The 18,036-nt window shown below is 36.6% G+C and carries 15 protein-coding genes; 4 read left to right on the top strand and 11 right to left on the bottom strand.

Going from position 1 to position 18,036, the window contains the following annotated elements:
* Positions 1–293 precede the first annotated feature (293 nt).
* Both BMX40_RS13875 and BMX40_RS13870 read left to right on the top strand, forming a co-directional pair.
* Positions 294–1,196, top strand: a complete 903-nt coding sequence (locus tag BMX40_RS13875) for an SGNH/GDSL hydrolase family protein (RefSeq protein ID WP_090870925.1) — start codon at positions 294–296, stop codon at positions 1,194–1,196.
* A 5-nt stretch (positions 1,197–1,201) separates the two neighbouring features.
* Positions 1,202–1,840, top strand: coding sequence for a YpmS family protein (locus BMX40_RS13870; protein ID WP_090870923.1), 639 nt, complete (start codon positions 1,202–1,204; stop codon positions 1,838–1,840).
* Positions 1,841–1,914: 74 nt separating this feature from the next.
* Here the strand turns inward: BMX40_RS13870 and BMX40_RS13865 are convergent, their stop codons facing one another.
* The gene (locus tag BMX40_RS13865; RefSeq protein ID WP_090870921.1) at positions 1,915–2,541 is read right to left on the bottom strand and encodes a hypothetical protein; all 627 of its coding nucleotides are present in this window, start codon (positions 2,539–2,541) and stop codon (positions 1,915–1,917) included.
* 235 nt (positions 2,542–2,776) lie between these two features.
* On the opposite strand from BMX40_RS13865, the gene BMX40_RS13860 reads away from it, so the two are divergent.
* Positions 2,777–4,396, top strand: a complete 1,620-nt coding sequence (locus BMX40_RS13860) for an ABC-F family ATP-binding cassette domain-containing protein (RefSeq protein ID WP_090870919.1) — start codon at positions 2,777–2,779, stop codon at positions 4,394–4,396.
* Positions 4,397–4,554: 158 nt separating this feature from the next.
* Here BMX40_RS13860 and BMX40_RS13855 read toward each other — a convergent pair whose 3' ends face one another.
* Positions 4,555–5,502, bottom strand: a complete 948-nt coding sequence (locus tag BMX40_RS13855) for an L-threonine 3-dehydrogenase (protein ID WP_090870917.1) — start codon at positions 5,500–5,502, stop codon at positions 4,555–4,557.
* 39 nt (positions 5,503–5,541) lie between these two features.
* Positions 5,542–6,732, bottom strand: coding sequence for a glycine C-acetyltransferase (locus BMX40_RS13850; RefSeq protein WP_090870912.1), 1,191 nt, complete (start codon positions 6,730–6,732; stop codon positions 5,542–5,544).
* 302 nt (positions 6,733–7,034) lie between these two features.
* Between BMX40_RS13850 and BMX40_RS20800 the strand changes: the two genes are divergently transcribed.
* The gene (locus BMX40_RS20800; RefSeq protein ID WP_280139680.1) at positions 7,035–7,160 is read left to right on the top strand and encodes a hypothetical protein; all 126 of its coding nucleotides are present in this window, start codon (positions 7,035–7,037) and stop codon (positions 7,158–7,160) included.
* 101 nt (positions 7,161–7,261) lie between these two features.
* On the opposite strand, the gene BMX40_RS13845 is transcribed toward BMX40_RS20800, so the two are convergent.
* The 8 genes from BMX40_RS13845 to BMX40_RS13810 all read right to left on the bottom strand — a co-directional run bounded on the left by BMX40_RS13845 (position 7,262) and on the right by BMX40_RS13810 (position 18,022).
* Positions 7,262–7,975, bottom strand: a complete 714-nt coding sequence (locus BMX40_RS13845) for a 3D domain-containing protein (protein WP_090870910.1) — start codon at positions 7,973–7,975, stop codon at positions 7,262–7,264.
* A gap of 638 nt (positions 7,976–8,613) precedes the next feature.
* Positions 8,614–10,473, bottom strand: coding sequence for an oligopeptide ABC transporter substrate-binding protein (gene opp4A / locus BMX40_RS13840; RefSeq protein ID WP_090870908.1), 1,860 nt, complete (start codon positions 10,471–10,473; stop codon positions 8,614–8,616).
* 190 nt (positions 10,474–10,663) lie between these two features.
* Complete coding sequence (locus tag BMX40_RS13835) at positions 10,664–11,572, bottom strand: ABC transporter permease (RefSeq protein ID WP_090870906.1); 909 nt, start codon at positions 11,570–11,572, stop codon at positions 10,664–10,666.
* Between the two features lie 21 nt (positions 11,573–11,593).
* Positions 11,594–12,556, bottom strand: coding sequence for an oligopeptide ABC transporter permease (gene opp4B / locus BMX40_RS13830; RefSeq protein ID WP_090870904.1), 963 nt, complete (start codon positions 12,554–12,556; stop codon positions 11,594–11,596).
* A gap of 6 nt (positions 12,557–12,562) precedes the next feature.
* Positions 12,563–13,492, bottom strand: coding sequence for an ABC transporter ATP-binding protein (locus BMX40_RS13825; RefSeq protein WP_090870902.1), 930 nt, complete (start codon positions 13,490–13,492; stop codon positions 12,563–12,565).
* On the bottom strand, positions 13,479–14,495 hold the full coding sequence (locus BMX40_RS13820; protein ID WP_090870900.1) for an ABC transporter ATP-binding protein: 1,017 nt from the start codon (positions 14,493–14,495) through the stop codon (positions 13,479–13,481). The genes BMX40_RS13825 and BMX40_RS13820 overlap by 14 nt, the downstream gene beginning before the upstream one ends.
* Positions 14,496–15,104: 609 nt before the next feature.
* A complete protein-coding gene (gene opp4A, locus BMX40_RS13815) occupies positions 15,105–16,925 on the bottom strand; it encodes an oligopeptide ABC transporter substrate-binding protein (RefSeq protein ID WP_090870899.1) in 1,821 nt (606 codons plus the stop codon).
* Positions 16,926–17,125: 200 nt separating this feature from the next.
* Entirely contained in the window at positions 17,126–18,022 is an 897-nt protein-coding gene (locus BMX40_RS13810; RefSeq protein ID WP_090870897.1) for an ABC transporter permease, read from the bottom strand.
* Positions 18,023–18,036: the final 14 nt, after the last annotated feature.

Raw genomic sequence — 18,036 nt, 5'->3', positions numbered from 1 at the left:
TTTTGCGTTGTCAAAAACCTTGTGTTTGATCCTATTATTGGTATTTGGAATCTGATGTTTTTTCCTATAAAATAAAGGGTAAGCTAGGTGTTTTCTAAGCTATTATTTCTCTTTTAAAACCTCTAAAAAATGGGTATATAATAAAAAGAGTAGATATGATTCGCTTTCATTCATATAATGTTAGAAAACTTGGCTTCTGCCTAAACTTTTAGGGCGAATGCCTTAGCTGCACTTATGCAGGTTTGGTTTTCCAATCTGCTAATGAAGAATCTTTGAAGGATAGGCGGGTATACATGAAGCGCAAATTAATTATCTTTACAATCCTACTCGTACTTATTTGTAGTGGAATTTTCTTATATATTCTTAACGATAAACCAAGGTCAACCCTAACCATTAACAAGCCCGATCGTCCTACCGAAAATCGCGAGGATGAAGAAACAATTGCCGAAGAAGCTGAGGAACAAATCGAAGAGTTAAATGAAGAAAGCACTGAGGAATCAAATAACAATTTAGGGGAGTTTATTTCTGAAGCTGTGGAAAGTACGATTGATTTTTTCAAGCATGAGGAAACAAATATTGTTGCTATCGGTGACTCCCTAACTCAAGGTGTCGGGGATGACACAAATCAAGGTGGTTATGTAGGGATTATTGAAGAGAAGCTTCTTCAGGCAAATGAACGGGTTCATTTTGACAATTTTGGAAAACGGGGAAATCGAACGGATCAATTATTAACTCGCCTGGAAGAGCCTGAAATAACAGAATCCATTCAGCAATCCGATCTTGTTCTAATTACAATAGGCGCTAACGACATTATGCAAGTAGTTAAAGAAAATTTTACGAACTTAAATTATGAACAATTCTCTAATGAAATCGTACATTATGAAAATCGCTTAAAAACGATATTAAACCGAATCCATGCATTAAATCCTCATACAGAGATTTATTTAATTGGATTCTATAACCCATTCTCACAATACTTCCCAGAAATTCAGGAATTAGATAGAATTGTTGATGATTGGAATAACGTAGGAAAAGAATTGATTGAAAACGAGGTGAGTGGTACATTTATCCCCACGAAAGACCTCTTTACGGAAACAGAATTAAATGTTTTTGCTGATGATCATTTTCATCCTAATGAAGATGGGTATAAAATGATAGCTGATCGCGTTTTAGAGTACTTAACGGAGGAAAGGTGAGCGACATGGCCGAAAACAAACAGCCAAAAAACAGAAATTGGCGTCAATTATTTTTTATTTTGCTCACATGTAATCTGTTAATCTTTGGCGTGTTGATTACCCTTATTTTTTGGCCAGTAAAGGAAGTTAAGGAATTAGCTGAACCGAAAGAAGAAAATAGTCAAAAAAGCTCCGAATTTATTATACGAACAACGAAGAAGAATTTAAATGAGCTGGTTAATGCCTACTTGGATGAAATGTTAAAAAACACAAATCATCAATATAGTATTGTATTAGAAGATGATGTACATCTTCTTGGAGAATTACCAGCATTTTCAACAACTGTGCCACTATCTGTACATTTAGAACCAATTGTACAAGATAATGGTGATGTCGTTTTAAAACAACGATCCATTTCGATTGGATTATTACAGCTACCCAACCAAAAAATAATGGAATACATGAAAAAATATTTGCCAACACCAGAATGGGTAGTGATCAACCCAAAAGATGAAGAAATATATGTTGCCGTAACAGAAATGGATATTCGAAGTAATTTTCATGTTAGTGTGGAACATATTGATTTAGGAGCAAACAATCTCGCATTTAAATTGAAGGTACCATATGAAACATTAGGAATTGACTTACCACCTGAATTAGAATAACTTCGACAATGTATTTACATGCCTAAGAAGAAGAGCCGCATCTATATGATGATACGGCTCTTCTTTATGTGCGTTTATCGAAAAACATATTGTTTAACCTTTTTAGATACAAGTAATAAAAATGATTGCTTCGGAACTAATGTCTCATCAGACTTAATGTCAGATTCGGCAATTAATTGATCTGGGTAATCACCAAGTTTCCCTTGATAGATTAATTGTAGTCCCAACTGCTCCCGAATATCAGCTGGGGTAACAAAGCAATGTGGCTTTTCTAGACAAAGCTCTTTACAGTCTTTAAGAACTGTTGCAACAAATTGCGAACAAAACAATGCGTTCTTTCGATTTATTTCAATCTGTAGTAGTACACCGATTAATCCGATAAAATTATATTTATAATTGCTTGCTTCCGCTTCTATCTCTTTAATATTCGTCAAAATCTTGTTATAATCAGATTCTGTAATTTGCATGGTGTAGATCTTGCAGTTCGCCCTTTCCAAAAAGTCCCCTCTAATATCTTCCTTAACGAATCCACCGCTAAATGGATTCCTAGGATTAATTCGACCAAAGCTGTATACTTCCTTTAACTCTGAATCAAATCCTATGGATACATGATTTAGAGACTGCTTGGTACAATAATTAATCGCTCTTGATAAATAAGTCCCTGTATCTGAAAAGAGAAGATAGATTGACTTTTCTCTCATTAAAACTCCCCCTCACTCACCCCAATAACAAAAAATTATAAATTATCATACTCAAAACTTTACCGAAAAAATGATAATTAAACAAGTTAATTTTTAGGATTTTAAAGAAATAATTTAATTTGTTACAAAATCCCCCATACAAATCGGTTAGAAATCGCTAAAACATTGACGAAATCCTTGAAATCACGTAAGCTAACGTTGATTGATTATTTATATTGGAGGATATTTTAAATATATGATAAACGTTACTAATGTTAGTTTACGATATGGTGATAAAAAGCTTTTCGAAGATGTTAATCTCAAATTCACTCCCGGAAACTGTTACGGTGTTATAGGTGCTAATGGAGCTGGAAAATCAACATTTCTTAAAATTTTATCCGGTGAAATAGAACCACAAACTGGAAATGTTTCTATGTCTCCAGGAGAACGCCTTGCTGTATTAAAACAGGACCATTTCGCATACGAGGATCATCAAGTGCTTGAAACGGTTTTAATGGGACACGAGAGATTGTTTGCGGTTAAGCAGGAAAAAGATGCGATCTATATGAAAGCTGAGTTTTCCGAAGAAGATGGTATGAGAGCAGCAGAGCTTGAAGGTGAATTTGCTGAAATGAATGGATGGGAAGCAGAATCCGATGCGGCTATTCTATTAAAAGGATTAGGGATTCAAGAATCTTTGCACACGATGAAAATGGCCGACTTAGCTGCTGATCAAAAGGTAAAAGTATTACTTGCACAAAGTTTATTTGGTAATCCCGATATTTTATTGCTGGACGAGCCTACGAACGGTCTAGATATCCAAGCGATTCAATGGCTAGAGGAATTTCTGATTAACTTCGAAAATACAGTAATTGTTGTTTCACACGATAGACACTTTTTAAATAAGGTATGCACCCATATTGCCGATGTTGACTATGGAAAAATTGAAATATACATTGGTAACTATGATTTTTGGTATGAATCGAGCCAACTGGCGTCGAAAATGGCGCAGGAAGCTAATAAGAAGAAAGAAGAGAAAATTAAAGAGTTACAAGCATTTATTGCTCGCTTTAGTGCGAATGCTTCCAAATCTAAGCAGGCGACCTCTCGGAAGAAGCTATTAGACAATATTACGTTGGATGATATCAAACCCTCCTCTCGTAAATACCCTTATATAGCTTTTAGTCCAGAGCGTGAGATCGGCAATGATTTATTACGTGTCGAAGGACTAACCAAGACGGTTGGAGGGAAAAAAGTTCTTGATAACATTAGCTTTACCATGAACAAAGATGACAAAATTGCACTTGTCGGAAAAGATGATATTGCTAAAACAACATTATTCAAAATCCTAATGGGTGAAATGGAACCGGATGCTGGGACTTTCAAATGGGGTGTGACCACATCGCAATCCTATTTTCCAAAGGATAATAGCAAGTTCTTTGAAAACAGTGACTTGACATTAGTCGACTGGCTTCGTCAATTCTCTCCAGAGGATGAAACAGAAACATTTTTACGCGGTTTCCTTGGAAGAATGTTGTTTTCTGGCGAAGAAGCATTGAAAAAAGCTAGCGTATTGTCCGGTGGGGAAAAGGTTCGTTGTATGCTTTCAAAGATGATGCTGAGTAATGCCAATGTATTACTACTAGATGAACCAACCAACCACTTGGACTTAGAATCAATAACAGCCTTAAATAATGGACTAATGAAATTTAAAGGTTCCATTCTCTTTACTTCACACGACCACCAATTCATCGAAAGTATTGCGAATAGACTTATCGAAATTACACCTAAAGGTATAGTTGATAAAGAAATGAGCTATGATGAATATGTATCTGATCGTGAATTACAAAATCAAATAAGCGAAATGTATGCTTAAGGTGAACGCTCCCTATGTAGGGAGCGTTTTTTATTTGGCGGGAAGAAAGGATAGAACTTGGTGCGGTTGGGTGCGGAATTCGGGGTATTGGTTGATTAAATTATGCATATATCAGACGAAAAAACGCCCCTTCATCATAGATAGGGACGCCTCTCTTATTATCTATTCGATTTTTCACTGATTTTCTCTAACATTTCTTTAGTCATTTTATCGAGATCATATTCTGCTTTAAAGCCCCATTCTTTTGCAGCAGCAGAAGAATCTATGCTGTTTGGCCAGCTATCTGCAATTTTTTGCCTTACAGGATCTACATCATAGGATAATTCAAATTCAGGAATGTGCTTTCGAATTGCCTTTGCAAAATCCTCTGGGGCAGCAGATATTGCTGAAATGTTAAATGCATTGCGATGCTCTAGCTTACTTGGATCTGCCTCCATCAATTGAACAATCGCATTTAACGCATCTGGCATATACATCATGTCCATATACGTACCTTCACCAATATAAGATGTGTATGCTTTATTTTTTATGGCTTCGTAGTAAATTTCAACAGCATAGTCAGTTGTCCCACCACCAGGAGGAGCTACATAAGATATTAGTCCTGGATACCGAACACCTCTTGTATCAACCCCAAATCGCTGACAGTAATAGTCACACAATAACTCACCAGAGACCTTATTTACACCATACATCGTAGTTGGACGCTGAAGTGTATCCTGTGGTGTCCCATCTTTAGGAGTCGTTGGTCCAAATGCTCCAATTGAACTTGGCGTAAAAAATTGTAAGTCAAGTTCTCTTGCTACTTCTAGCGCATTCACAAGACCACCCATATTAATATCCCAAGCAAGCTTTGGATTTTTTTCCGCAGTAGCAGATAATAATGCAGCAAGGTGCATTACGGTATCAACTTTATACTCCTTTGCTACTTCATATAAGCGTTTTTCATCAGTAACGTCGATAATTTCAAAAGGACCTTGCTCAACGACATCGCCTTCTTTACGTATATCTGATCCAATAACATTTGATGAGCCATAAAGCTCACGAAGCTTTGAAACAAGCTCTGAACCGATCTGTCCTAAAGCTCCCGTAACAAGAATTTTTTTCATTGTTTTCCCTCTCTAACCTTTGTCTGTGTTCCTTCCAGCTTAGATTAATCCCATTTCCTTACCGACTTTTTCATAAATAGCTATCGCATCATCTAACATCTCTTTTGTATGTGCTGCTGTCGGCATGTTCCGTACTCTTCCTGTTCCCCTTGGTACAGTTGGAAATACAATGGATTTTGCGTAAACACCTTCTTCGTATAAACGTTTACTGAACTTTTGAGCATCTTTTTCATCACCGATAACACATGGTGTTATTGGTGTTTCACTGTCACCAATATCAAAACCTAATTTCTTTAGACCTTCTTTTAAATAATTGCCGTTTTCCCATAGTCTGTCATGCAACTCTGTACTTTCCATTAACAACTCAACAGCCTTTTTACTAGCAGCTGCATCTGCAGGAGAAACTGCCGTAGAGAAAAGAAATGGACGGGAACGAACCTTTAACCAATCGATTAAATTAGCTTTACCAGCTACATACCCACCAATTACACCAATCGCTTTGGATAAAGTACCCATTTGAAAGTCAATTTTGTCCTGTAACCCAAAATGCTTAACAGTTCCTGCACCTTTTCCTAAAACACCAGAACCATGTGCATCATCAACATAGGTTATTAAGTCAAATTCTTCGGCAATTTTAACGATTTCAGGTAAATTCGCTACGTCTCCATCCATTGAAAAGACACCGTCGGTAATGACCATAATTTTATTGTATTGGCCAGATTCAACTGCTTCTTTCGCCTTTTGACGCAGATCATCCATGTCCGAATGATTAAACGGAATGATTTTCGCTTTTGATAAACGGCAGCCATCAATAATGGAAGCGTGATTCAATTGATCTGAGAGAATTGCATCATTTTTGTCCATAACAGCTGAAATTGCAGCCATGTTACAGTTAAATCCAGATTGGAACGAAATAACTGCTTCCGTTCCTTTAAATTCAGCTAACCTTTTTTCTAGTTCAATATGCAGGTCTAAGGTACCATTAATGGTACGAACGGCACCTGAACCTACCCCATGAGAATCAACGGCGTTCTTGGCTACTTCCTTTAATCTCTCATCTGTAGCAAGACCAAGATAATTATTGGAAGAAAGATTAATTAATTCCTTTCCTTCAATATTGATTTTAGGTCCATTTGCTCCTTGTACAGGATCGATTTCATTATATAGCCCTCGGTCCTTTAGGTCTGCAATATTTTCATTTAAAAATTGATCCAACACTTTACTGGACATAGTACATCCTCCTTATTTATGTAAGCGTTTTATAATTATTTGTCTATTTGAGACAAACACTAAACAGGGTTAAACCTTATTTTATACATAGTTTATCATAAAACTAAATAAATGTTTACTATGGGTATACATTGAAGAAATGATTACCTAGTATTAGTATCTTAAATAAATCATGAAACATACTTAAATTGTCTCAATTTATTTGTAAGATTTACCTCTAAAACCATTCATAAAAGGATAGCCATATAGAGAATTTTTTATTATACTATTCTATGTGAATTAATTTCTTGGAGGCATTAGGAATGAAAAAGGTATTAATCGCGTTATTTTTGATGCTGATTATCGGTTTTAGTATTGTCGGTATGACACAAAATAATGATGAGAATGAAATCGTTGACCCTGGTCAATCTATGAATAGACAATTCTAGTTATTAATATGAAAACTATTTTTCTTCACAAAAAAAAGGAAAGCATTTTATTTGATGCTTTCCTTTTACATTATGATTCGTAATCAGTAATAATAGTTCATCTACTCATTCATAATGGTTACATTTACTGTTCTTACTCCCCATTCTAGGGCTTCTTTTTTCGTTGGTAAATGAATATCAATCCTGTTCCCTTTTATCGCACTTCCAATATCTCCTGCTATTGCATATCCATACCCTTCTACATATACTTCAGTTCCCAATGGAATGACACTTGGGTCTACCGCAATCACCTTAGCATTTCGATTCTCATTTAAATTAATCCCTGTATACGTTATTCCACTACACCCATCACACTCTGCTGTATATGCTGTAGCTGATACCGAAATTGTTTTTCCTTCTGGTTCAACGTTTGAAGCAACGCCATCTTCAGATACAGTTGATGCTGCTCTAATTTCAGCTTCATCTGAAGTTGTTACGATGGATAATACTTGTCCAATTACAATTAGATCCGATGATAATTCATTCCATTCCATCAGCTCGTCTACCGATACATCATACTTTTTACCAATCCCGTATAATGTATCTCCCTTCCGGACTTCATATTCCTCATAGATTTGTAATTTTTGCTCTGGAAAAATTACGGTTTCTTCTAAATCGTTTATCTCTATAATTTCGTTAATTGTCGTATCAAATTCTTGAGCAATCTTCCAGAGGCTATCTCCTTTTTCTACTTCATATTCTTCTGCGGAAACATTATTTACAGAAACACCTGCAATCAGGCTAATTAGAGCAATTCCTGCTACTAATTTCTTCATAAGTAGTTCCTCCTTTGTTTTCCAGCATTACATCCTCTAAAATGCAATGCTGTTAAAGACTTTTTAAAAGTCTAGTACAAGGATTGACAGAACTACTAGATTTTATTACTAAAATAATAGATTTTCTTGAAAAATATTTAGATTTGTAATCCAATTGTCATTTTAGTAGTTTGTTACTTAACGTATATAAGGCGTCGTAACATTTTGTTTCGATTTTCCATTACTAATGGATGTAGTTTTAGAATACCGCTACGGCAGAATGCTTCGCTTTCCGCGGGCACGGCCACAGCCAGGGTACTACTTGATTATGCTTCTTTGTTCCTTTGCGCCGAGGAATTCGCTTCGAAGAGTTACTAGTAGACGCAGACGCACATGTTTTACACGAGGAGGCTCACCAACCGCACGCGGAAAAACGAAATGTGTTTCCGAAGCGGTGTAATAGCATGAATCTAAAATTACAAGTCATAACGCATAATACATCAAATACGCATCAAACTTATAACAACAACTAAATTTATAGATTCAATGATAAAAAGACAATTCATCCTACTTCATGACGAATTGCCTTTTATAGAGCTTTAAACATGTCTATTTCTAAGCAAATACAAAAGGAGCCCAACTTGGGCTCCTTTCTGCTATTATTCAGCTACTACTGGTTCTTCTTGAGTAACTGCAATTTCATGACGAATGTACTTATCTGGTGCAATTGAGTAGTTAATTACACGCTCGTTAACAGGAATTACTACAGAACGATATAGTGTAGGGAATACTGGAATATCCTCAACCATAAGCTGTTGCCATTCACTGTAAACTTCTTGACGGTATTCTACATCAAGTGCAGCTTCAGAGTTACCTTCAGCTAGTAAACGATCATTTTCTTCACTAGCATAACGTGGGTAGTTGTAGCTAGCATTTCTACCGTATAATCCAGAAGGGTTTACGTCAGTACCTGTACCCCAAGCGCCTTGGTAAATATCGATATCTGGATCATCCGCTTCAACACGGTCATAGAAAGAGTTGAACTCCATTAATCGACCATCTACTAGTTCAACTTTAAGACCTACATTTTCCCAAGATTGAATGTAGTAGTTTGCAATAGGTTCTGCAGTGTCTCCACCTGACATCGAAGCAAAGTTAATTACTAACTCTTCTCCTTCAGGATTTTCACGGATTCCATCACCATCTACGTCTTCATATCCAGCTTCGTCAAGAAGTCTATTGGCTTCATCTGGATCAAAAGTTGGTGCATCAATTGTATCATCATAGTAGTCTGGGAAGAATGGAATGATTAACGATGTTGCATTCCAACGTAACCCATTATAGAACTCTCTACCTACAGCATCATTATCTACTGCATGCCACATAGCTCTACGTAAATTCACATCAGCCATTTTTGCATCTGGATCCATGACAACTTCACCAGCGTCTGCATCCCAATGACCTAATTTAAATCCAATGTACGTATATGCATTGTCGATCATACCTAGATATTCAACGTTTGACATATCCGCATTATCTGGGAATTGATCTGTTGGGAAGCTGTTAACTAAGTCTACTCCACCAGTTTCTAATTCATTAACAACTGTTTCTGGAGCTACTACTTTAAGAACAACTTCATCTAATTTAGGCTCTCCATTCCAGTAGTCTTCGTTTTTAGAATAAACTACAGACTCACCAGGAACAATGCTTTCTACTTTAAATGGTCCCATACCAATTGGGTTTTCACGTACTAGATCCGATTCTTCCATTTCTGCAACTGGAATTTCACTAAATAAGTGCTTCGGCATTGCATAAGTCCAAATTCCTCCAGTTACCATCGATGGACCAGTTTCATGGTGTGTAATTTTCAATGTTTTCTCATCGACAATTTCAATACCTGAGATTTCATCCGCTTCACCAGCGTGGTATTCTTCCATACCAACTACATTTGTGAAGTCATCATTGTAACGAACACCAGTGTAATCAGGGTGTCCAATTACTTCATAAGAGTAAGCCCAGTCTTCTGCAGTTACAGGCTCACCATCATGCCAATTTACACCGTCTTTAATTGTAAGTGTAAATGTTAACCCATCTTCAGAAACTTCATATGTTGCAGGTCCTTCATTTGTATACGTATAGTTAGCATCTGTATACAATAAAGGTTCGTCAAACCATGAAATTACTTCCCAGTCAGGGTTACCAGAATAGAAGTTAAAGTTTAATGTACCTTCAAATACAGTATCAGAAACCAAACCATAGTTTAGTGTTCCACCTTCAATTGCTTCACCAGCATTTGTTTTATCCATGCTGAAGTCATCAATTGAATACAATCCATCGTCTTCTGCTGGCTCTTCTTCCTCTGCATCATTACCATCATTTTCGTTATTAGATGATTCCTCTGTATTTGGATCATCATTACTAGAATCATCACTGCTTGTGTCGTCGCTACATGCAGCTAATACGAGTACCATCGCAAGCATTAATGCAAATAGCCACTTTGTTATACTTGTTTTTGTCATACTAAATACCCTCCCCTTTAATTTAACCTTACATTTACTGTCAGCTATACTTAGGTAATAATATAACCAACAATTTATACTCAACATCAATTAATAAATTGATGTAGGTAACAATCCTACGTTCCAGAGTTCCTGGCCTCACCTCCTAAAAAGAATAAACAAGCCAATTTTAATACATCATATACTCCATTTACCCTCTACGCTGTCTTGCATCTGTCGCACGTTTTAATGCTTCGCCTACATTTCGAATAGCTAGCATTAATAATAAAATTAGTACGGATGCAGGTACCCAAATCCACCATCTATACTCCAGTGTCTGTGGGTTTCTCGCATAACTAAGGAGTGTTCCCAAACTCGGTGTACTTTCAGGAAATCCAAATCCTAAGAAGGATAATCCAGACTCTAAACCAATATTATTCGCTAAGTTCAATGTCATGGTTACAATAATTAGTGAACTAATATTTGGTAATACTTGCGTAAACATAATTTTAAAGTTTGATGAACCTAATGTCTTGGATGCTTGCACATAATCTAACTCTTTTTCTTGTAATGCCTTAGATCTTATTAACCGGGCCTTCCCCATCCATAAAAATGCCGTCATAATTAGCGAAAATGTAAGTACGCTATAACTCGGGACAATTGCAACAAACACAATTACAATCATTAGGAATGGTAAAATCATGAAAAAGTCAGTGATTCGCATCATGATGTTATCAATATTCCCTCCAAAGTAGCCAGCGACTAATCCAAAAACAATACCAATTACACCTGTCATTAAGGTAACTAAAATTCCAATAGATAATGAGTTTCGAGTTCCTATTATGAGCTGACCGAAAATATCTCTACCACCATAATCCGTTCCTAAAATAAACTCTTCACCTGGTGGTTCATGGATAGAAAATAGATCAACTCTTACAATCTCGTCTTGGTCGAGAATTAGTGCAACACCATATACAAAAACGGTTATTACTATTAGAAAGATCAACGAAACGAGTGCTAACTTATCCCTTACAAGCTCTCGCCATATAATACTAAGCCCGGATGGACTTTTTTGAATTTTTGTATTATCTTCATTTACATTTGCATTGTTTGTTTCCATTTTTTCCACCTCACAATCTACCTATTTTATTCGAATTCGCGGATCAACAAGACTCAAGATGATGTCTGATAGTAGTGCACCTAATATGGCAGCAATTCCAAATAATAAAGTTACTGCTGTTACCACACTATAGTCTCGTAGTGTAATAGACTCTAGGAACAACTGCCCCATCCCCGGGTATCCAAAGATGTTTTCAACAAATATTGTTCCTCCTATTAATCCCGTTATCTCAAATCCGAAAAACGCTGCAAGCGGTAATAGTGAGTTTCGTAAAATATGGCGATTATATACTCTAGATTCAGAAGCGCCTTTTGCTCGAGCAGTAATAATAAAGTCTTTTTGTTTTGTATCTATAATTTCACTTCTCAGATATTGAACCGTATTAACGGTTGTAATTAATGCCATGGCTATTGCCGGCAGTATTAGATGATAGATCTTACTCATTACATACTCGAATGTTCCGGGCTCCAAGCCTGGTGAGACACTACCACTTGTCGGAAACCACCCAAGCATAAACCCAAATACCCAAAGCATGACAAGTGCAAATATGAATAGTGGTGTTGCAAATCCGATATAGGTGTAACTAGTTATTGCTTGATCAAGAAGTGAATCATTATAACGTCCACTTGTAATACCTAAAGGAATTGCAATTAAATAAGTAAATATTAGGGTTGCTAGTGATAGCCAAAATGTATTAATGATACGCTGTCCAACAATTTCTGAAACAGGCATTTTAAATCGAAACGATTGCCCTAAATCACCTTGAACAACTCCACCTACCCAATCACCATATTGAACATACCAAGGGTCATTCCAGCCTAGACTTTCACGTAGCTCTTCTAGCCTTTCAGGACTAACATTAGGATCAACCATACCTGATAATGCATCACCAGGCATCATTTTAGCTAAAATAAAAATTAGAATACTTAACAAAATTATTTGAGGAATCATTATCAATATTCTTCGCACAGAGAATTTCCACATAATTTATCAACCTTTCTCTGGTAAAGCCACTAGGTGAGTATCTGTTACTGGTTGTAATTTATAGGCTAAACCTTCGTCATCAAAGTAATCATTGTAGGATTGTTCGTATTCCGTTTTTACTTCTTGACGGAACTGCGTTTGTTCTTGACGTCGTTTTGGATCAATGTCAGGTATTGCAGCTACCAAACGCTTCGTGTAAATATGCTGTGGATTATTAAATATCTCTTCCGTCGTACCTTCTTCTACATAACGGCCTTTATACATGATTCCAATTTTGTCACACATATGTTTAATAACCCCTAAATCGTGTCCAATAAATAAATACGTAAGATCTAACTCCTGTTGTATGTCTTGCATAAAGTTTAAAACTTGCGCTTGAACGGATACATCTAATGCTGAAACAGGTTCATCTGCAATGATTAGTTTTGGCTTTAATGCAATCGCTCTGGCTATTCCAATCCGCTGACGCTGACCGCCAGAGAATTCATGAGGATATTTTAATATACTCTCAGGGCTTAAACCTACTAACTCAAGCAATTCTTGAACCCGTATTTTTTCTTCTTTCTTTGATAATTTTTCAAAGTTCCGAAGAGGCTCAGCAACAATATCAATTACTCGTTTCTTTGGGTTTAAAGATGAATATGGATCCTGAAAAATCATTTGAACATCTTTTCTTACTTCAGACCTTGATTTCAGGTTGGAAATATCATTTCCATCAAATGTAACTTTTCCTGATGTAATCTTATTCAGCCCGATTATTGCTCTCCCAGTAGTTGTTTTACCGGAACCAGATTCTCCAACAAGACCATAGGTTTTCCCTTTTTCTAATGAGAGAGAAACACCATCAACCGCTCTGACATAATCTACTGTTCTTCCAAAAATTCCACCTTTAATCGGAAAGTGGACTTTCAAATCTTCAACTTCAAGAAATGCCATGCTGTTGTTCCTCCTTACTGCTATCTGGGAAGTTAAAATGTTTATAACATGTGCAACGTACAAAGTGCCCCGGACTAACTTCATGTAACTCAGGATGTTCTTCATGAGCTGATTCTTCCACCCATGGAATTCTTGCACTAAATCGACAACCTTCGCGTGGTAATTTTTGTAATGACGGTACAATACCTTGGATCACGTGAAGCTTTGACTGCGCTTCTGCAGTATTTGGTACTGAGTTAAACAATGATCTAGTATATGGATGCAATGGGCTTTCAAATAATGTATAAACATCAGAAACTTCAACGATCTGACCTGCATACATCACTGCTACCCTGTCAGCCATTTCTGCTACTACACCTAAATCATGTGTAATCATGATAATTCCAGCATCCATGTCATCTTTTAATTCTTTAATAAGATCCAAGATTTGCGATTGAATGGTAACGTCCAAAGCAGTCGTTGGCTCATCTGCTATCAGCAACTCCGGCTCATTAGCGATAGCTGTAGCAATTACCACCCTTTGTCGCATACCTCCTGACAATTCATGTGGGAACTGTTCATACACATGTTCTGGACGAGGGATTCCAACTTTGGTTAATAATTGGATAACCTTGTCCTTTCTCTTCTCTTTAGAAAGGTCCTTATTATGGAGTAATAAGGCCTCACCTATTTGGTCACCAATCTCCATCAGTGGATTTAATGCTGTTAAGGGATCTTGGAAAATCATCCCCATATTATTTCCGCGCAACTTATTTAGCTTTGCTGGAGATATGTTAGCGATATCTTGATTTTTGAACATTATATTTCCTTCTATTTTCGCTCGATTATGTAACCCCATAATGGAGAATGCCAATGCACTTTTTCCACAACCGGATTCACCAACAATCGCTAAAACTTCATTTTTATTGACAGAAAGTGACACGTCATCAACAGCTGCATAATAATCATCTTTAATTCGAAATGATGTTTTTAAGTTTTTTACTTCGAGTAATTTTTCTGACAATGTAACCCCTCCTTGCTTCCTAGTGGCTATATTCACCATCGTATAATTATAAGATTCCGTTTATTTAAAAATTAGCAAAACTTTAAGAACAGATCACCCTAGATGCAATTTACGTATGTTTTGCCTGTCCTTAGTTATGCCTATTATTTTATAATTTTCAAACAATTTAGGTTTTACTATCCTCTGGCAAACAAAAAACAAATTACAATTCTTTATGTAACAAAATTGTTACAATATGATCAATTTTTTAAAGTATATATTATTTTCAGATTTTAAACAAGGGTTTTTTTGTATTTTGCGAAAAAATTTTTAAAAAAATTAGTATCTTACTAAAAATGGGACTTTAAAGTGAATTTAATAAAAAGGTTATTTAGCGTCGTATAAAGGACGCCTATTCATCTCGGCTATGCGTCAGTTAGGATGTCGAATTACCGTTATACTTGTCGAATAATGGAAGGGACTATAAGAGTCTGCAATAGTGAGCACTAACGGGGAACATGGTGACTGCTTAACCCAAATTTATAGTAATAAAACCATACGCTAGGTTTATAAAAAAATTTTATCTTATTCAACAAAAAAAGAAGCCCAAATTAGGGCTTCTTTTACTAGTTATTCAGCAACAATTGGATCTTCCTGAGTTACACCAAGCTCGTTTAGATAGATTCCAGTACCATCACCAATTCCGTAATTTACAACACGGTTATTAACTGGTACAACTACAGAACGATATAGTGTTGGGAATGCAGGAACTTCTTCAACCATTAATTCTTGCCACTCATTATAAACTTCTTGACGATATTCTAAATCAAAGGCAGCATCTGATACACCTTCTGCTAACAAGCGTTCACTTTCTTCACTTGTCCAACGAGTGTAGTTAGATACGGAGTTACCCCATAGTGATCTAGGGTCGATGTCAATTCCAACACCCCATGCACCTTGATAAATATCAATATCTGGGTCGTCCGCTTCAACGCGATCATAGAAAGAGTTGAATTCCATTAAACGACCATCAACTAATTCAACTTTAAGACCTACATTTTCCCAAGATTGAATATAGTAGTTAGCGATTGGTTCTGCAGTGTCTCCACCTGACATAGAAGCAAAGTTAATGACTAGCTCTTCTCCTTCAGGGTTTTCACGCATGCCATCACCATCAACATCTTCATATCCTGCTTCGTCTAATAGTTCATTTGCTTTATCTACATCATACGTACGACCAGGATTTGATTCATCATGGAATTCAGGATGTGATGGTGGAATAAGTGTAGTTGCATTCCAACGTAAACCATGATAGAAATTATCAGCAACAGCATCATTATCAACAGCATGCCACATTGCTTGACGTAAGTTTTTATTTGCCATTTTTGCATTTGGATCTGGAACTACTTCACCAGCATCAGCATCCCAAGTACCTAGTTTGAAGCCCATGTAAGTAAACGCACGGTCTACATTACCAAGGAACTCAACATTCTCTAAGTCTGCATTATCTGGATATTGATCTGTTGGGAATGAACTTACTGTGTCTACCCCACCAGATTCTAGTTCATTAACAACTGTTGTTGGACTTACAACTTTAACCGTAACCTCGTCAAGGTTAGGCTCTCCACGCCAATAATCTTCATTCTTCGTAAATGTTACAGACTCACCAGGAACAATTTCATCAACTTCAAACGGACCAAAACCGATCGGGTTTTTACGGACCGCATCAGAAGAAGACATTTCTGCTACTGGAATATCTTCAAAGATATGTTTTGCTAAAGGATATGTCCATAAGCTACCACTTAAAAGAGACGGAGTTACTTCTTTGTACGTAATAGCAATTGTTTTTTCATCGATTACTTCAATACCTGAGATAGAATCAGCTTCACCTTCATGATATGCTTCCATACCTTCGATGTTTGTGAAGTCAGTACCATAACGAATACCATCGTAATCTGGGTGACCGATTACTTCATGAGCAAAAGCAAAGTCTTCTGCTGTAACAGGCTCACCATCATGCCAATTTACATTGTCACGAATTGTAAATGTTACCGTGTTACCATCTAATTCATATGTTGCAGCACCATCTTGAGTATAAACATAAGTTTCATCCCAAGTTAGTAATGGTTCATCAAACCATTGAATAATTTCTGCATCTGGGTTACCAGAATAGAAGTTCCAGTTTAGAGTACCTTCAAATGCAGTGTCAGATACTAAACCATATGTGAAAGATCCGCCGTCAATTGCTTCACCTTCATTTGTCTTAATATTGCTGAAGTCGTCAATTGAGAATAGACCTTCTTCATCAGCACCTGACTCTTCATTTGTAGAGTCATTATTACCTGAATCAGCGTTTTCTGATTCACTATCATCACCACCACACGCAGCAAGCGCCAGTAGCATTACAAGCATGATTGCAAAAAGCAGTTTAGATAAACTTGTTTTTGTCATGTTGTGTGATCCTCCCTTTTATGTTCAAGTTGTGTGTTGGCCATCCCTTTTTTCCGCGGCCAACCTATATACTTAACATCTGTTGATGTTAGTAACTTATTCATAGATTTACCCTTTAAAAGTTACGCGAGTTAGACACTGGCGAAAATTCTGTCAATACTAGGTAAAGGAAAAGGCTAGAGGGGAAAAAACACCCTATATTAGCCTCTTCGTTGTCTTGCATCAGTAGCACGCTTCAATGCTTCCCCGACGTTTCGGATGGCAAGCATTAATAATAAGATTAAAATGGATGCAGGAACCCAGATCCACCATCTATACTCCAATGTTTGTGGATTGGTAGCATAGCTTAACAATGTTCCAAGACTTGGAGTGCTTTCTGGGAAACCAAAGCCAAGGAAAGATAAACCAGACTCTAAGCCAATATTAGCTGCAAGGTTTAATGTCATTGTTACAATAATTAAAGATGTTATATTTGGTAAAACTTGTGTAAACATGATCTTCACATTTGATGACCCAAGCGTTTTCGATGCTTGTACATAATCCAACTCTTTCTCTTGTAAAGCTTTTGACCTTATTAATCGGGCTATCCCCATCCATAGGAATGCCGTCATAATTAAAGAGAAGGATAAGACACTGTATGTTGGAACAATTGCTACGAAAACAATTACTACCATTAAGAATGGTAAGATAAGGAAAAAGTCCAAAATACGCATCATAATATTATCGATTTGGCCACCAAAGTAGCCAGCGACCAACCCATAAATTACACCAATAACACCAGTCATAATCGTTACAAGAATTCCGATTGAAAGGGAGTTTCTTGTACCAATAATTAATTGTCCAAATATATCACGACCACCATAGTCAGTACCTAATATAAACTCTTCACCTGGTGGTTCATGAATTGAGAATAAATCTACTCTAACAATTTCATCCTGATCAAGGATGAGTGATACACCATATACAAATACGGTAATTAATATTAGAAAAATCAATGAAATCAATGCTAGCTTATCTCTAACCAACTCACGCCAAATGATTGAAAAACCAGATGGACTTTTGGCAATTTGCTGTGTTTCATTACTCTTTGTTTCCATTTTTCCTCACCTCA

Origin of the sequence: Oceanobacillus limi, from assembly GCF_900111445.1 — a bacterium.
In the GTDB taxonomy this organism is placed as follows: domain Bacteria; phylum Bacillota; class Bacilli; order Bacillales; family Amphibacillaceae; genus Ornithinibacillus; species Ornithinibacillus limi.
Note: the sequence above shows the minus strand (reverse complement) of the source record. Positions and strands in the feature narration are given on the sequence as shown.

Excerpts from the sequence above, each read along its gene's own strand:
- BMX40_RS13875 (WP_090870925.1), top strand. The coding sequence starts at position 294 with ATGAAGCGCAAATTAATTATCTTTACAATCCTACTCGTACTTATTTGT.
- BMX40_RS13870 (WP_090870923.1), top strand. The coding sequence starts at position 1,202 with ATGGCCGAAAACAAACAGCCAAAAAACAGAAATTGGCGTCAATTATTT.
- BMX40_RS13865 (WP_090870921.1), bottom strand. The coding sequence starts at position 2,541 with ATGAGAGAAAAGTCAATCTATCTTCTCTTTTCAGATACAGGGACTTAT.
- BMX40_RS13860 (WP_090870919.1), top strand. The coding sequence starts at position 2,777 with ATGATAAACGTTACTAATGTTAGTTTACGATATGGTGATAAAAAGCTT.
- BMX40_RS13855 (WP_090870917.1), bottom strand. The coding sequence starts at position 5,502 with ATGAAAAAAATTCTTGTTACGGGAGCTTTAGGACAGATCGGTTCAGAG.
- BMX40_RS13850 (WP_090870912.1), bottom strand. The coding sequence starts at position 6,732 with ATGTCCAGTAAAGTGTTGGATCAATTTTTAAATGAAAATATTGCAGAC.
- BMX40_RS20800 (WP_280139680.1), top strand. The coding sequence starts at position 7,035 with ATGAAAAAGGTATTAATCGCGTTATTTTTGATGCTGATTATCGGTTTT.
- BMX40_RS13845 (WP_090870910.1), bottom strand. The coding sequence starts at position 7,975 with ATGAAGAAATTAGTAGCAGGAATTGCTCTAATTAGCCTGATTGCAGGT.
- opp4A (WP_090870908.1), bottom strand. The coding sequence starts at position 10,473 with ATGACAAAAACAAGTATAACAAAGTGGCTATTTGCATTAATGCTTGCG.
- BMX40_RS13835 (WP_090870906.1), bottom strand. The coding sequence starts at position 11,572 with ATGGAAACAAACAATGCAAATGTAAATGAAGATAATACAAAAATTCAA.
- opp4B (WP_090870904.1), bottom strand. The coding sequence starts at position 12,556 with ATGTGGAAATTCTCTGTGCGAAGAATATTGATAATGATTCCTCAAATA.
- BMX40_RS13825 (WP_090870902.1), bottom strand. The coding sequence starts at position 13,492 with ATGGCATTTCTTGAAGTTGAAGATTTGAAAGTCCACTTTCCGATTAAA.
- opp4A (WP_090870899.1), bottom strand. The coding sequence starts at position 16,925 with ATGACAAAAACAAGTTTATCTAAACTGCTTTTTGCAATCATGCTTGTA.
- BMX40_RS13810 (WP_090870897.1), bottom strand. The coding sequence starts at position 18,022 with ATGGAAACAAAGAGTAATGAAACACAGCAAATTGCCAAAAGTCCATCT.